This is a genomic window from Delftia sp. ASV31 (assembly GCF_016428765.1).
In the GTDB taxonomy this organism is placed as follows: Bacteria; Pseudomonadota; Gammaproteobacteria; order Burkholderiales; family Burkholderiaceae_C; genus Comamonas; species Comamonas acidovorans.
In genome coordinates, this window is the sequence record NZ_JAELTK010000003.1 from 116,114 (window position 1) to 131,232 (window position 15,119).

At 64.8% G+C, this 15,119-nt stretch carries 18 protein-coding genes and 1 tRNA gene; 13 read left to right on the forward strand and 6 right to left on the reverse strand.

The annotated features are described in order from the left end of the window. Positions 1-78: 78 nt before the first annotated feature. On the forward strand, positions 79-1,791 hold the full coding sequence (gene pdxA, locus JHD82_RS02205; RefSeq protein ID WP_199135290.1) for a 4-hydroxythreonine-4-phosphate dehydrogenase PdxA: 1,713 nt from the start codon (positions 79-81) through the stop codon (positions 1,789-1,791). A gap of 441 nt (positions 1,792-2,232) precedes the next feature. Here the strand turns inward: pdxA and JHD82_RS02210 are convergent, their stop codons facing one another. Further along, positions 2,233-2,529, reverse strand: coding sequence for a hypothetical protein (locus tag JHD82_RS02210; protein WP_199135291.1), 297 nt, complete (start codon positions 2,527-2,529; stop codon positions 2,233-2,235). A gap of 408 nt (positions 2,530-2,937) precedes the next feature. Between JHD82_RS02210 and JHD82_RS02215 the strand changes: the two genes are divergently transcribed. The 6 genes from JHD82_RS02215 (at position 2,938) to JHD82_RS02240 (ending at position 8,353) form a co-directional block, all read left to right on the forward strand. Continuing rightward, a complete protein-coding gene (locus JHD82_RS02215) occupies positions 2,938-5,118 on the forward strand; it encodes an SdrD B-like domain-containing protein (RefSeq protein WP_233174587.1) in 2,181 nt (726 codons plus the stop codon). Between the two features lie 77 nt (positions 5,119-5,195). Next, entirely contained in the window at positions 5,196-5,807 is a 612-nt protein-coding gene (locus JHD82_RS02220; protein ID WP_034390869.1) for a hypothetical protein, read from the forward strand. Further along, a complete protein-coding gene (locus tag JHD82_RS02225) occupies positions 5,807-6,427 on the forward strand; it encodes a hypothetical protein (protein WP_199135293.1) in 621 nt (206 codons plus the stop codon). The genes JHD82_RS02220 and JHD82_RS02225 overlap by 1 nt, the downstream gene beginning before the upstream one ends. Before the next feature lie 26 nt (positions 6,428-6,453). Beyond that, on the forward strand, positions 6,454-6,909 hold the full coding sequence (locus JHD82_RS02230; protein WP_233174588.1) for a hypothetical protein: 456 nt from the start codon (positions 6,454-6,456) through the stop codon (positions 6,907-6,909). Beyond that, on the forward strand, positions 6,906-7,712 hold the full coding sequence (locus JHD82_RS02235; protein WP_199135295.1) for a hypothetical protein: 807 nt from the start codon (positions 6,906-6,908) through the stop codon (positions 7,710-7,712). The genes JHD82_RS02230 and JHD82_RS02235 overlap by 4 nt, the downstream gene beginning before the upstream one ends. Continuing rightward, complete coding sequence (locus tag JHD82_RS02240) at positions 7,712-8,353, forward strand: hypothetical protein (protein ID WP_199135296.1); 642 nt, start codon at positions 7,712-7,714, stop codon at positions 8,351-8,353. The genes JHD82_RS02235 and JHD82_RS02240 overlap by 1 nt, the downstream gene beginning before the upstream one ends. A 24-nt stretch (positions 8,354-8,377) precedes the next feature. Here JHD82_RS02240 and JHD82_RS02245 read toward each other — a convergent pair whose 3' ends face one another. Continuing rightward, a complete protein-coding gene (locus JHD82_RS02245) occupies positions 8,378-8,728 on the reverse strand; it encodes a DUF1304 domain-containing protein (protein ID WP_180317874.1) in 351 nt (116 codons plus the stop codon). A gap of 100 nt (positions 8,729-8,828) precedes the next feature. Beyond that, positions 8,829-9,206, reverse strand: coding sequence for a hypothetical protein (locus tag JHD82_RS02250; protein ID WP_012203897.1), 378 nt, complete (start codon positions 9,204-9,206; stop codon positions 8,829-8,831). Positions 9,207-9,608: 402 nt separating this feature from the next. Between JHD82_RS02250 and JHD82_RS02255 the strand changes: the two genes are divergently transcribed. The 5 genes from JHD82_RS02255 (at position 9,609) to JHD82_RS02275 (ending at position 12,331) form a co-directional block, all read left to right on the forward strand. After that, on the forward strand, positions 9,609-9,965 hold the full coding sequence (locus tag JHD82_RS02255) for a PRC-barrel domain-containing protein (protein ID WP_013803850.1): 357 nt from the start codon (positions 9,609-9,611) through the stop codon (positions 9,963-9,965). A gap of 129 nt (positions 9,966-10,094) precedes the next feature. Next, the gene (locus tag JHD82_RS02260) at positions 10,095-10,445 is read left to right on the forward strand and encodes a four-helix bundle copper-binding protein (protein WP_013803851.1); all 351 of its coding nucleotides are present in this window, start codon (positions 10,095-10,097) and stop codon (positions 10,443-10,445) included. A gap of 151 nt (positions 10,446-10,596) precedes the next feature. Then, positions 10,597-10,956, forward strand: a complete 360-nt coding sequence (locus JHD82_RS02265; protein ID WP_012203894.1) for a hypothetical protein — start codon at positions 10,597-10,599, stop codon at positions 10,954-10,956. 134 nt (positions 10,957-11,090) lie between these two features. Continuing rightward, the gene (locus JHD82_RS02270) at positions 11,091-11,372 is read left to right on the forward strand and encodes an H-NS family nucleoid-associated regulatory protein (protein ID WP_012203893.1); all 282 of its coding nucleotides are present in this window, start codon (positions 11,091-11,093) and stop codon (positions 11,370-11,372) included. A 287-nt stretch (positions 11,373-11,659) separates the two neighbouring features. Beyond that, positions 11,660-12,331 (forward strand): hypothetical protein, encoded by a 672-nt coding sequence (locus JHD82_RS02275; protein WP_199135297.1) that lies wholly within the window; start codon positions 11,660-11,662, stop codon positions 12,329-12,331. A gap of 311 nt (positions 12,332-12,642) precedes the next feature. On the opposite strand, the gene JHD82_RS02280 is transcribed toward JHD82_RS02275, so the two are convergent. From JHD82_RS02280 to serS, 3 genes are all read right to left on the reverse strand, one after another. Then, the gene (locus tag JHD82_RS02280) at positions 12,643-12,966 is read right to left on the reverse strand and encodes a hypothetical protein (RefSeq protein ID WP_199135298.1); all 324 of its coding nucleotides are present in this window, start codon (positions 12,964-12,966) and stop codon (positions 12,643-12,645) included. A gap of 176 nt (positions 12,967-13,142) precedes the next feature. Next, positions 13,143-13,232 (reverse strand) — tRNA-Ser (locus JHD82_RS02285). A gap of 33 nt (positions 13,233-13,265) precedes the next feature. Next, positions 13,266-14,582 (reverse strand): serine--tRNA ligase, encoded by a 1,317-nt coding sequence (gene serS / locus JHD82_RS02290; RefSeq protein ID WP_199135299.1) that lies wholly within the window; start codon positions 14,580-14,582, stop codon positions 13,266-13,268. 137 nt (positions 14,583-14,719) lie between these two features. Here serS and JHD82_RS02295 point away from each other — a divergent pair. After that, positions 14,720-15,119 (forward strand): CBS domain-containing protein (locus JHD82_RS02295; protein ID WP_374191637.1); only part of this gene is annotated, 400 nt, incomplete at its 3' end.

The window sequence follows — 15,119 nt, forward strand, 5'->3', positions numbered from 1 at the left end:
AACTGAATACTGAATCCATATCGATTTTCTGCAGTGCGATTTTCATGCAAAGTACCTCCATCGATTGAGCTTTCAGCAATGACCATGAACGAAGCCCCCACCATCGCCCCCGCACCCCTGGCCATCACCATGGGCGATCCCGTGGGCATAGGCCCCGAGATCATCGTCAAACTGGCCATGGACCCTGCCCGGCCCCGTGCGCCTTTTTTCGTCATCGGCGACACGGGGCGGCTGCAGCGGGCAGCCGACATGCTGGGCGTGCGCCCGCGCATCCAAGCCATCGATGCGCCGGCCCAGGTTCCCGCCACCGTGCCACCCGCCACCCTCTTCGTGCTCCAGACCGGAGGCCCGCTGCCCGAGGACCTGGCCTGGGGACGCATCGATACGCGCGCCGGGGCCGCCTGCCATGCCTACATACAGCGCGGCATCGACCTGGCCCTGGCCGGCGAAGTCGCAGGCCTGGTGACCGCCCCCATCCACAAGGAGGCGCTGCGCGCCGCGGGCTGCCCCCACCCTGGCCATACCGAGATGCTGGCCGAGCGTTCGGGCACGCGCGACTTCGCCATGATGCTCGCCAATGACGAGCTGCGGGTGCTGCTGGTCTCCATCCACGTGCCGCTGCAGCAGGCCATTGCCGCAGTCACGCCGGACAACGAACTGCGTGCCATCCGCCTTGCGCACCAGGCCTGCCGGGCGTTCGGCATCGCCCGGCCTCGTGTGGCCGTGGCGGGACTCAATCCGCATGCCGGCGAGAACGGGCTGTTCGGGGACGAGGACCGCTCGGTGATCATCCCCGCCATTGCGGCCGCACGGGCCGAAGGCATAGACGCCAACGGCCCCTGGCCGGGCGACACGGTCTTCATGCGGGCACGCCGGGGCGAGTTCGACGTGGTGGTCGCCCAATACCATGACCAGGGACTGATTCCCGTGAAGTACCTGGGCGTCGAGCAGGGCGTGAACATTACCGTGGGCCTGCCCTTCGTGCGCACCTCGGTGGACCACGGCACGGCCTTCGACATCGCCGGCACGGGCCGCGCGGACCATGCCAGCCTGGCCTGCGCGCTGCGCCAGGCGGCGGCCATGGTGCAGGCGGGCCGCTCCGGCGCCAGCGGACAGGCGCAGCGCCCGGACTTCATCTTCATGCTCACGCAGCAGGACAAAACCATTGCCGATGCGCGCGAGCGGCTGCGCGAAGTGCTGGCCCAGGGCGTGCGCCATGTGGGCTTCAAGGACATAGGCCTGCCCCTGCCCCAGCTGCGCGAGCTGGCCCGGGACATCCGCGCAGGCGGTGCCAGGGTCTATCTGGAAGTCGTCAGCCTGGACGAGGCCAGCGAGGTGGCTTCGGCCCGCGCGGCGGTCGAGCTCGGTGTGGACGTTCTCATGGGCGGCACGCGCCCCGAGGCGGTGCTGCCCGTGCTGCGCGGCAGCGGCATTGCCTACTATCCGTTTCCCGGCAGGATCAGCGGGCATCCGAGCGTGCTTTCAGGGCCGGCCGAGGACATCGTGGCCAGCGCGCGCCGCATCGCGGGGCTGGAGGGCGTTCATGGCCTGGACCTGCTGGCCTACCGTTTCCGGGGCGACGTGCCGGCCCTGATCAAGGCGGTCTGCGATGCGGTGGACAAGCCCGTGGTCGTGGCCGGCTCCATTGATCGCAGCGAACGCATCGCGGCCGTGCTTGCCAGCGGTGCCGCGGGTTTCACGGTAGGCACCGCCGCCTTCGAGGAGACTTTTCCAGCCGCGCGACCCGGGCTGGCGGCGCAGTTGCAGGCCATACAGGCGCTGGTGGACTGAGAGCGGGCCGGCCATCGCGCGCACCTCACGCACCTCCCGCACCTCAGACAACGCACGCAACTCTCGCACCTCTCGCGCCGGCCACGCCTCCCGCACATTCCGCGCGCCGGTGTCACGGGCCAGCAACTGGCGCCGCTCGGCTTCGGCCAGGCGGTGGGTCTTCAGCCGCTGGACCACATGGAACTGGCGCTTCTTGGCCATGAGGGACGCGCCGCCTGCAAAGCCTTCCATGCGGCTTGCCGCCTTGCCATGCTGCGGGGCATTCCAGGGGTACAGGCCTGCCACCAGGGTCACAACGACAGCCAACGCCATGACCACGAGCGCCCTCCAGGGTGCCCGGGGCCTGCGTTGGCCTTGCCTGTGATGCGCCTGAGAGTTCATGAAGACAGGGCAAATGATTGCGGCAGCTTGCATTGGTGCAGGTGCTTTAGCCTGCATCAATCAACCTGGCCGGATACCAGTCCAAAAACCAATCAGAACCTGGCGCACTTCAGTTGCGCCATTCCTTGATTCTCCAGCAGCCGGAATCTGATGAGAACCCTCGTTTTCCAACAGATGAATTGCCTGAAAACGGAGATAACGCCCAGCAGCCTCTATTGCCGCATGAAAAACAAATGATTCATTGCTATCAATAGAAAACCTGAAACCCATCCATAGCCAAAAAGCAAAGCCCGCCAACTGCCCTCTGGGCGCTGCCAGCCCGGCACCGCAGCGCCACAGATGAACATCGAATGGCATCACCCTTTCCCCTACCATCCGGCAGCGTGCCGTCCTACTGGATAAACCATGCCATTTAGGGAACGATGATATTCACCCTGAATACCTCTCATTCGGCACACCATTGACAACGGCCGGTCTTTGAAGTGCAGCGCCGGTATTTGCAGGGGCCAATCGATGGCTGCACGCATTCAGCCATTTTCCGCAGTTTTGTGATCAGTTGTTTTGGCCAGATGGCTTGGCATCCGATGAATAAAGCAGGGATCTTGGTTGATGATTCGAACGCTGCCGCGGACCGTTGCCGGCCCCGCTGGAGTCTGGTCGCGCCTGCCGCTCGCGTGCCTTGGGTGGAGCCTGGCAGCCGCTCCCGCCTTCCTGTGCGGCGCACAGGCGCAAACACCTTCTTCGGCGGCCGTTGCCGGTACCTCCATGGCTGAGGCACGCATCGAATCCCTGGACCGCGACCAGGCCGAGCAGGCCCGGCTCAAGGCACTCTCCGAAGGGGCCGCCCCTGCCTACCAGGACCGTTTCATGGATCCGGACGAGATCGCACAGTCCGCCGCCGCCGAGCCCGAAGCCGAGCAGCCCGAGGGCTTTCGCGCCTGGGTGGTGGAAAGCCGCCTGGGCCTGGGCGAATCCCGCACCACCGGCCATGGCCGCCAGCGCGCCACAGAAATCGGCCAGCGCCTCGAATACCGCCGCGAGACACTGAACTACGGCGAGTTCACCCTGCAGGCCGAAGGCCGGCACCTGAGCGGCGACAACTTTGGCAATGGCCTGGGTATGGGTGGCTTGAGTATTGGTGGCCTGGGCTATGCCCGGCAAGCCACGAGCGAGCGCTTCACGCTGCGCAACCTTGGCTTTCCGCTGACCACGCAGACCTTCGCCGACACGGCCGTGGGCGACCTCTACAGCGAGCTGACCGATGGCCTGGCGCGCAACTACCGGCTGTCGCTGGGCTCGACCACGGTGCGCGGCGCCTCGGCGCGCATCTTCCGCCCGGACCTGGACCTGCGCGCGGGCTACGGCCAGCGCGGCCTTCTCACGGGAGGGCCCTACCCCGGGTTCGAGAAAAACCAGGGCACGCTGGGCTGGCTGGGCGCCACCGTGCGGCTGGATGGCCCCTGGTTTGCCGCCTTCCAGCTGGACCAGGCCAACGATGTTCCCGCCTACTACAGTCCCAGGCACTACCCCGGCGATGACACGCAATACGACCCCGGCTCCGCCCTGGGCCTGGGCAGCAAGCGCGTGACCAGCTGGGCCGCCTCGCTGGGCTACGGGCGCGGCGTGCTGCGCGATGGCGACTTCAGGCTCCGCACCACGCTGCTGGGCAGCCGTACCAGCGCGCCCCTGTTTTCTCCAGCGGCAGGCACCGCCGGCACGGAGGGCAGCAGCGCCCAGGGCCTGTTCATCGAGGCCAGCGCGCGCGCTGGCGCCTACCGCCATGAATTCGGCCTGCATGCAGCCCAGCCCCAGCTGCACTTTGGCGACTACGCGCTGTCCAGCGCGGCGCGCGGCGCCTATTGGCGCGTGGACCGCCATGTCACCCGCCTGAGCTGGGGCATGGGGCTGGACTACGAACGCACGCCGCAAACCACGGCGCAGGATACAGGCTTTCAACTGTCGGGCTACCGCCGCCTGGGGGCGAATGGCAATGCCCAATACCAGTTCGACCGGCACACGGCCGTGGGCGGCAGCTTCAGCGCCTACCAGACGCGCAACGATGCGGGCACCGCAGGCGGCGGCCAATCGCGCAGCCTTTATGGCAGCGCGTTCTACCAGACCCGCTTTTTCGACTGGCCGCGCAGCCGCTTCATGCTGACCGTTCGGCGCAACGAGCTCATCGTGCTGGGCGACTCCTCCGCGACGGGCCAGGAGGTGCAGTGGGAGCAGGACTGGGCCGGTGCACGCCAGGCAACGCTGCGGTCCGAGCTCACCACCACGCTGGGCTATGCGCGCGACCGCAGCGGCGGCATGTCGCGCAACTATCCAACAGCCGGGCTGCAATGGCGCTACTGGCTGGAAAGCGGGCTGCAGCTGGCCGGCAACCTGCGCTACACCTCGCAAAGCGGCAGCCTCTACACCAGCCGGGGCCTGTCGGGCTCGCTGTCGGCCGAGAAGGAACTGGGCCGGGGCTGGCGCATGGGCTTCATGGCGCACTTCAACCAGGCCCGGTCCTCGCTGCTGCCCACGCCCTCTTCACTGCCCAACCTCTACCGCAGCGACGAGAAGACTGCCTATGTCTACCTGCGCTGGGAGGGCAGCGCGGGCACGGCCTATGCGGCCGCAGGCGCACCCGGTGAAGGCGTGGGCGGCGGCAGCCTGTCCGGCCGCGTGTTCTACGACGCCAACCGCGACGGCGAACAGCAAGCGGGCGAGGTGGGCGTGGCCGGCGTCGAGGTGATGCTTGACGGCCGCTACCGCACGGTGACCGACCGCGATGGCCAGTTCGAATTCCCGGTGGTGCCCACGGGCCACCACCGGCTGTCGCTCACCCAGGAAAGCGTACCGCTGCCCTGGGGCGCCTCCGGCGACAACACCAGCAGCGTGCATGTGCCCCTGCGCGGCCAGGCCTCGGCGTCGATTGCCGTGGTCAAGGTGGGCGAGTGAGTGAATGAATGAGTGAATGAATGACTGATTAAGGCGCACAGGCTTCCCAGGCAACCCGTTCCATCCAAGGAGATTCCATGAACCGAACACCCATCGCCCAACGCCTGCTGGCCGCATCGCTCGGCGGCCTCGGCCTGGCCCTGACCGCGTTGCCTGCCATGGCCGAGAGCCAGTACGGCTCGGGCACCGGAACCATCACGGCCCAGGCCAAGGTCAACCTCAGCGTGACCGTGCCCAAGCTCATCTTGCTGCGCGTGGGCTCGACCAATACCACGGTGGACACGGTGACCTGGACCTCGACGCTGAGCATCCCCGGCGTGCCCACCACGCCGCTGGCCTCCGTCAACAACACCAACGTGGACTGGAACGGCGCCGCGCCCACCGTGGCCACCGCCTCGGCTGCCGCCACGCTCACGGTCTATGCCTGGACCAATGCCGGCGCCGGCACCATCAACTGCGCGGTCGGCGCCTGGAATGCCACGGGCGGCCCCGCCAACGCGGACTTCACCGTCACGACCACCGGCAACCTGCCCCACCCCGGGCCCAATCTGGGTGCCTGCGCATCCACCTCGTTCCCCTCCAACGTGGTTGCTACGGGAACCTGGGCATATGCGCTGGGAGGTACGCCGGCCAGCTGGGCTGCCAATACCTATACCAACGTCATCACGTATACGGCCCAGGGCATCTGATGGACAAGGCATTGCCTCGCCTGCTGGCCGCAGCGGCCCTCTGCGTTGTGCAGCCGCCCGCGCAGGCCGTGTTCACCATCGTGACCGACACAGACCTGCTCAACTACAGCCTGACACTGCGCGTGGGCACGACCGGGGCAACCGTGGACACCGTGGCCTTCAACGTGACGGGAGCCAACGCCGGCCTCACGCCCGTGGCCGTGACGGGCACGCCCAGCATCAGTGTCTCGGTGTCTCCCACACGTCCCGCGCTGGGCACCGCCGTGGCCCGGCCAGTCACCCTGGTCGTCGATTCATCCACCGCACTTTCCTGCCAGTCGGGTGGCTGCGGCAGCGCGACCATTCCGTTCAGCAAGATCAGTTGGGTGGCATCGAACAACGGCAATGCTGCGTCCGGCGACATACAGAACGGGCGCTTCACCGCCAGCGCCGGCCAGTCCATCGCCAGCTACAACGCGAACGCATCCGTCTGTTCTGGCGCGCTGTGCCCGGTCGCTGGCTGGACCGTCCAGTCACGGCAACTGACCGGCACCGTGCTGCAGTTCACCTACGACAACGACGTGGTCTACCCGGGCGGCAACTACAAGGGCACCGTGCGCTTCACGGCATCGATGGTATGAGGCCGCTGGCCTGGCCGCTCCTGTGCATGGCACTGGCCTGGGCCACGGCCCTCGCGGCGCATGCCGAAGTGGCGCGGCTGGACGACTCGGCTTCGCCCCGGTCCCAGGTCCGCAGCGACTTCGCCCGGGCCAGGGTCGTCGGCGAGCGGCTGCTGGAGCTGCCCATGGGACGCATCGAATACCGGCTGGCCACGGCGCCCCATGTCGGCCGCACGGCGCGCATCTTCTATGTGATTCCCGCCCTGGTCACGGGCCTGCGCTCGCCTGCGGGCATGCAGGTGCAGTGGCGCAGCAACGGCGTGTTTGCAGGTGGCACGGGCCGGCCCGGCGACCGGGTCCAGGTCTGGAACGGCGTGGTCCGCACGCCCTGGATGGCCGAGGTTTTCGACCTCACGCTGCACATCGACCCCGCCGAGCTGCGCCTGACCCGGGGCTCGGCGCTGAGCTTCGAGTCCTACTTCGAGATCGAGACCCTGCCATGAAAGCTCCTCCCATCGCCGTTTCACTGGCCCTTCTGATCGCCTGCAGCGGCGCCGCCGCCGCACCGTTCGAGCTGGCCGTGGCGCCCTCGCGTTTCGAGCTGTCGGCCAAGCCGGGTGCGCGCACGGGCCAATCGCTGGACATCCACAACCTGGCCTCGGCACCCACCGAGGTGGCCATGCGCACCATCGACTGGACCTATTCCGACACGGGCGACATCACCTACCACGACGAACTGCTGCCCGGCAGTTGCCGGCCCTGGGTGCTGCTGGAGCGGCGCAGCGTCACGATTGCAGGCCGCAGCAAGAAGGCCTTCCGCTTCCAGGTGGAGCCGCCTGCCGATGCGCCGCGCGGCGAATGCCGCTTCATGATCGCCATCGAAGGCGTGGAACCCGCGCAGCAGACCGTCATCCGCAGCGGCGGCGCCAGCCTGAGCCTGCCTGTCACGGGCCGCATCGCGGTGGCCGTCTACGTGACGCTGGGAGGTGCCGCGCCCCAGCTGGACATTCGCCAGCTTTCCATGGCCGAAGACGGCAAGACGCGCCGCGCCCTGGTCACCGTCAGCAACACCGGCGATGCCCATGGCCGGCTGGAAGGCAGCCTGGACGCCGTGGACAACAAGGGCCGCCGCTTCGAACTGGCGCCGGAAGGCACGCCCATACTGCCCGGCCAGACACGCACGCTGGCCCTCATGCCCAAGGGCAAAGACGGCCAGCCCGCCCCGCAGCCCGTGTATCCGGTCAAGGCCAAGGGCAGCCTGGACTGGGAAAAAGGCAGCTTCAAGATCGATGTGGAACTGAAGTGATGGCAACCAGACCGCTCGCGTGGCTGGCCCTGTCCATGGCGTTGGGCGGCCTGGGCCACACCGTGCATGCGGCGTCCAGCACCACAGGCCCCAGCCTGCTGGTGCCGCTGAGCACCTCGGTGAACCTGGACTTCACCATCGCCATCGACAAGTTCATCTTCTTTCGCATAGGCGACGGCACCTGGCCCACGCCCGGCGGCACGACCAGCAGCGTGGCCTTTGTGCTCGCCCCGTCCATCCCTGGCGTGCCCACCACGCCCGTGGCGGGCAGCAACACCTCGGTGAACTGGAGCGGCGCGGCCCCCAGCTTCAGCATCACGCCCAGCGGCAATGTGCTGCCGGTGGAGGTGCGCAGCAACGCAGGCCAGATCACGCTGCGCGCCACCGCCACCACGGCGCTGGCCAGCGGGGCCAATACCATCCCGCTGTCGGAGATCACCATCGCCACCAGCGACAGCAACCTGCCCGCGCCGCTGATACCCAATACGGGAACGGGCGCAGCGGTCAACGTGGTGGCCACCGCCTTTGCGGGGCTGGTCACCCAGCGCACGGCGAACTGGACCCTGTCCTATGCCAACCTGGCCTCCCGCAGGGCAGGCACCTACACCGGGCAGGTCACCTTCACGGCCAGCTCGCCCTGAGCTCGTTGGGCGCTTTGGGCGCGCTCAAAGGCCCAGGTACAGCGCAATCAGCGACACAGCAGCCGGCACGGCCTGCACCCAGAGGATCTTGCGGCTGGCCGTGGCGGCGCCATACACGCCGGCCACCAGCACGCAAACCAGGAAGAAGTATTTGAAGCCCAGGCCATCGGCCCCCTGCGCCAGCCCCCAGATCAGCCCGGCGGCGAGAAAGCCGTTGTACAGGCCCTGGTTGGCGGCCAGTGTCCTGGTCTGCAGGGCAAATTCTGGCGTCAGGCCAAACGCGCGGCGTCCGGCCGGCTTGTCCCAGAGAAACATCTCCAGCACGAGGATGTAGACATGGATTGCGGCGACGATGCCGATGAGTACGTTGGCCATCTGGGGTGAGAAGAAAGTGGACAGGCCTCTGTATACGGGATGCACCCACACCCGTCCATTGCCGCTGCGCTACACAGGGCCTGCCACCACCCCTTGCCTGTCACCCGGAAGACTTGCTGCCGGGGTGCGACGGTTTTTCCGCGCCCTGCGCAGGTGCCACGGCGCCAGCGGCCGCACCGCCCAGCGCACCGGCCACGCTGCCTACCGTGCCGCCGACCACCACGCCCACCGGGCCGGCAATCGCAGCACCCGCCGCAGCGCCTGCAGCGGCTCCGGCCAGCACGCCGCCGCCTATGAATACCGAGCGCGACTCGCGCTCCGCATCCTCGGGCGACAGTTCGAACTGCGCGGACGCATCGGGGTCCTGCGAAGGAACACCGTGGCCGGGGCGTGCCTGCTCGGCAAGGTCTTCATCCTCGGGGGCATCCGTGGACACCGGCTGGATGGGCTGGATGGATGGCTTGTTGCTTGCATTCATGGGGCTCTCCTTCGGGGCATGCCACACGCATGCGGGACTGCCTGCGCTTCATTGCCCTGTCGTTTTGTTGTACGCCTCGCCCTGCCGCGCCGCAGCCGGCCCAGGCTGCTGCCCCGCGTCAGCCAAGGCCCGCAGCCCCGCCGACCTTGACTACAGGGGCTCGTAGGAACTGGCCTCCGCCGCCCAAGGCACCTCCTACGCCCGTCGCGGCGGCCCGACTACCCGGTGCCCGCAGATGCCGTCCTAAGCTAGAACCCAGAAGCACACAGGCTTCGACTTCGCCAGGCGATGCACAGGTTTTCTTGACGGGCCGGCTACCGCGTCCCATTCAAAGCCGCATCGCTCAGCCGCCAGACGCACCGCGCTGGCGGGTCAGCACAAACTCACTCACTGGAGAACGTCATGGTCACACCCAACACCGCATCGAGCGTCATTTCTTCCGAAACCGTCAGCGGCACCAATGTCTACAACCCGGCAGGCGACAAGCTGGGGACCATAGACACGCTGATGATCGACAAGCTGTCCGGCAAGGTGCGCTATGCTGTCATGGAGTTCGGCGGCTTCCTGGGCATCGGAACGGATCGCTATCCGCTGCCCTGGGAATCCCTCAAGTACGAGCCCAACATGAATGGCTACGTGGTGTCGCTGACGCGTGAGCAACTGGACAACGCTCCACGCTACGAGCGCGATACGGCTCCGGCATACACCGATGAATATGGCCGCCGCGTGAACGACTACTACGGCGTGCCCTACCTGTAAATCCCGACCCTTGCGGTCTTTGACACAGCCCCGTTCGCGGGGCGTTTTCTTTGGTGCGGATAGCTGCCAGCGAATGGCCAAGGAAGAACGCCCTGCGCGACTTCACTCCCTCATTCCTGGAGAACTGCCATGAATACCACCCCACCTGCCATCGACTACAAGGCCTGCATGGACGCCTGCCAGGCCTGCGTCATTGCCTGCAATACCTGCGCCGCCGCCTGCCTGAAGGAGTCAGACGTCCAGATGATGGCCGCCTGCATTGCCCAGGACCTGGAATGCGCGCAGATCTGCGAACTGGCCGTGGCCGCAATGGCGCGCCAGAGCCCGCATGCGCCGGACATCTGCCGCCTGTGCGCCCAGATCTGCCAGGCCTGCGCCGACGAATGCAGCAAGCATTCCCACGACCATTGCCAGACCTGCGCGGCAGCCTGCCAGCAATGCGCCATGTCGTGCAATCTCATGGGCATGCAGTCGCACTGACACGGCTGGCATGGGCCATGACAGCCGCCCTGGCAGAAATCCTGCAAACACGCAGGAAAAAACGCCACTGGCGCTGTCGCCAAACGCCGCGCCTTCGCGGAACCGGGCCTGCCTACACTTTGATGCATATCCAGGCACACAGGAGGCAACCATGGCACTCGAAATCAGCGCAGAGGAACGGTTCTTCACCCTGCTGAACCAGTTGAAGCACATGCCTCCCTGCTCATCCCGCCAGGAGGCACACGACATGCTGCTGCTGCTCTGGATGCGCATCTGCGAAGGCGCCGGCGCTCGCCGTGAATTGCTCAATCGCATGCGGCAACGCACGCTGTGCGCAGAACATGGCTGGAAAAACCTCGACAAAAGCCCTTGCCATCTGGATTCGGACACCCTGCCGGGCATCCGCATCTATCTGCATTCCAACGGCACCATCGTCATTCAAAGACAGGGGGGAGCGCAGGATTCCGAAATCCTGCACTTCAGCGCCAGGCGCGAATTTGCCGAGGCCTAGGCCCGGTCCGCGCACAGCGCCTGGGGGCAGTCGGAGCAGAGGCTAGGTGCAAACACCAACGATGTCCCACATGCGACATGGGCCCTGTCTCCATAGAATGCGTCATTGTGTAGCACACTATCCATGAGGAATACATGACAGCAGATTACAAAACCCTCCTCCAGCAGAAGGCCGAGCTTGAGGCAAAGATCGCCGCCACCCTGAAGGCGGAAAAAGGCGGAGTCATCGCCAAGGTCCGCGAACTCGTCGAGCAGTTCGGTCTGACCCAGGATGACATCTTCAGCACCGGCAAGGCCAAGTCCGCCAGCATTGGCGTGGCCAAATACCGCGACCCCGCCAGCGGAGCCACCTGGACCGGCCGGGGCAAACCGCCGCGCTGGATTGAAGGCAAGGACCGCAAGGCCCTCGAGATCTGAGCACGGCCCGCCAACGCGGGCCTTTTTTATGGCCGCAACTGCCTGCTGCGCGAGAACGTGAGCATCCAACTACTGCGCAAGTATTCGCATCCACCGGCGAAATCGGCTTTGCTTGGCACGTCCGCGCTGATGTGGTGATTCCCTACCCGCAGACCTTCGCAGTGGTCAAGGTCGTGCGCGCGTAAGCACAGCCAGGCCCAGACACAACAAAGCCCCGCATGGTTCGCCCAGCGGGGCTTTGTTGCGTTGGTGATGTCACAATTTAACGTCCTATAGAGAGGTGAAACATGACAGATGCTGCAGGATTTTTATGGGCAGGGCTAGCTGGCGGAGGAATCAGTGCATCACTACTAGCTGTCGCAGCATTTCTTGGGAAAAGCCAAATCGCCCACTGGCTTAATAAAGACATTGAAAACATCAAAGCTCAGCATCAGAAAGATCTGGAGTCAGCGAAGGCGAGCTATGCACGCGACCTTGAATCTTATCGAACATCTCTCATCGCTCAGACTGAAGCACTCAAAGCCAGTCAAGATGTAAAAAAAGCGATGGCAGTCCGAATGGCAGAGAAAAAATTCCAAGCACTTGACCGCTTACATAATGCGGCAGATTCACAGGCGCGAGATTTACTCACCCATCTTAAAATTGCTCACCTTATACCCTTAGAAAAAAGACTTTCGAAGAACACAGAGATGTATGAGTCTCAAAATGATTTGATAGGAGCTATACGCATGGCGGCTCCTTTTCTTAATTTTGATGAGGGTAAAAAGCTTGCAGAATATTCACAGCGGCTCGCAAATATAAAAAGCGACGCATTAAACAAATTACTAGCTGGACATCATCTATCTGAAGAGCAAATAGAATCATACACTTCAGAATTAATGCCAAAACAAATAGAGATAGATCAACTTATTCGCAATAGATTGGGCCAGATGCTTACCATGGTTAGCGAGCCTGAGTAGGATACTTATATGGCACCGCACAGTGATTCGTTGAAGAACTCCAACGCCCACTTGGTAGGCCAAGAACTCCCTTCCGATTTTCAATCAAGCTCACTTGGGCAGTCACGGGGGGGGCTATGCAAAGTCCCCAGGCTTTCGGCCTCTAGACCGCCCTGTTCCTCACGCGCAGAAGATTTTCCCCGTTTGAATTTTGTTAATCAAACAGAAACGCCCCGAAACCCAGCATCCATGCGGGATTGCGGGGCGTTTTGATTCTTTGATTTTTGTTAAAGCTTTAACATCCAGCCATCGCGTCTGGCGAGGGCCAAATCTTAGGAGAGGTCGCGTTCTTGAGCTCGCCGCCAAGCAGCATTTGCCAAGTTCTGGGAGTCCTCTCGCTCTTCCTCAGACAGGTGCATCAGCACCGCTGCCTCCATCACCTGCAGGTCAAGATACGGGCCGAGCTCTGCCACAAAGGGCTCGCTGCCAGGAAATCGAAGTTCGATCGCATCCCTATATTTCGGCTCATCCGAATCGACCGCCGACACGACAGTGCCGTTGCGCATGTCGAATAGATACCAGTCGCTCGTGCCGAACTTCAGTTGGAACTGTGGAAGGGTTGCCAGAAATTCGATGGCGGGGTGCTTCGGATGCATGGAGCCTCACAAGTGGTTGATAGACACCTCATTGTGAAGCCAAGCTCATCCAGGCACTGGAGATGCTTCATGCGCGCTCCTTCGTGCAGCGCCTGACCGTACCGTCGCCCAAGCACCTTGCGCAGTGATGGGCACAACAAAAAAGCGCCTCGGAAGGCGCTTGTTTGCTGACACATTGGCGGAGAGGGAGGGATTCGAACCCTCGGTACGTTCGCACGTACGCCTGATTTCGAGTCAGGTACAATCGACCACTCTGCCACCTCTCCGCAGCGTCGAAGCTGAAATTATAGCCTAAAAATTCAGGCCTTCAGCAAAGTCTGTCCACCCATGTACGGGCGCAGCGCCTCGGGGATGGTCACCGAGCCGTCGGCGTTCTGGTAGTTCTCCAGCACCGCCACCAGCGTGCGGCCCACGGCCAGGCCGGAACCGTTGAGCGTGTGCACCAGCTCGTTCTTGCCCTGGGCATTCTTGAAGCGTGCCTGCAGGCGGCGGGCCTGGAAGGCCTCGCAGTTGGAGACCGAGCTGATCTCGCGGTAGGTGTTCTGCGCAGGCAGCCAGACTTCCAGGTCATAGGTCTTGGCCGCGCCAAAGCCCATGTCGCCCGTGCACAGGCTCATCACGCGGTAGGGCAGGCCCAGCTTCTGCAGCACGGCCTCGGCGTGGCCCGTCATTTCTTCCAGCGCCTCGTAGCTCTTTTCCGGATGCACGATCTGCACCATCTCGACCTTGTCGAACTGGTGCTGGCGGATCATGCCGCGCGTGTCGCGGCCGTAGCTGCCGGCCTCGGAGCGGAAGCAGGGGCTGTGGGCCGTGAGCTTGATGGGCAGCTGGTCCTCGGCCACGACCACGTCGCGCACGAAGTTGGTCAGCGGCACCTCGGCCGTGGGAATCAGGTAGAGCGCCGCGTTGTCGGGCACGGGCTCGCCATCCTGGCCGCCCTTCTTGGCGGCGAACAGGTCGCCCTCGAACTTGGGCAGCTGGCCCGTGCCCTTGAGCGAGTCGGCATTGACGGCGTAGGGCACATAGCACTCGGTATAGCCATGCGAGTCGGTCTGCAGGTCGATCATGAACTGCGCCAGGGCGCGGTGCAGGCGGGCGATGGGGCCCTTCATCACGGTGAAGCGCGAGCCCGACAGCTTGACGCCCATGTCGAAATCCAGGCCCAGCGGCTGGCCCACGTCCACATGGTCCTTGACCTCGAAATCAAAGGTCTTGGGCGTGCCCCAGCGGCGCGCCTCCACATTGCCGCTTTCGTCCGCACCGACGGGCACGCTGTCGTGCGGCAGGTTGGGCACGGCCAGCAGCATGGTCTGCAGCTCGGCCTGGATCTGCTCCAGGCGCGTGGCCGACTGGTCCAGCTCGGTCTTGAGGCTGCCGACTTCGGCCTTGGCGGCCTCGGCAGCGTCCTTCTCGCCCTTGCCCATCAGCATGCCGATCTGCTTGGACAGCTGGTTGCGCTTGGACTGCAGCTCCTCGGTCCGTGTCTGCAGGGACTTGCGCTCTGCTTCCAGGGACTGGAAGGCCTCCACGTTCAGGAAGGCCTGGGGCTTTTTGCGGGTCTCCAGCCGTGCGACGGCCGAGTCAAGGTCTTTGCGAAGAAGAAGGATATCGAGCATAGCCGGCAATTTTAGGCGGTATCGCCATGGCAGCGCCCGCCCCTGGGCGTTGGGGGTCTTGCCGCTACAGAAATCCCGCGCCAGCGCCGATACTTCCGATATGCCGCCCACAGCGGTTTGCGCACCCGGGAGCTCCCATGTTTTTTGTCTTCGGTCCCAACGGACAGATGTTTCGCGGTCCCGCCGAGCGGCTGGGCCAGGTGGCGCCCGTGCGCCGCGTACAACGCCCGCAGGCCCTGCGCACGCGCTCGGCCGACGTGATGGCGGGCGACGCCACCGCCTCGTTCCCCGCCATCCTGGCCGACCTCGCGGGCCAGCCTGCCGGCGCGCCGGAGCCCGCGCCGCGGCTGCGCGGAGCGGTCGATGCCTATCTTTCCACGGAAAAAGGCCCCAGCCAGCCACGCCAGCCCCTGCAGACCGTGGCCGACGTGATGAGCCACGAGGCCGTGACGGTATCGCCCGAGGCCGGTGTCAACGACGCCTGGCGCGTGCTGGCCGAGCACGGCGTGGCCCAGGCGCCCGTGCTGGATGCCGGTG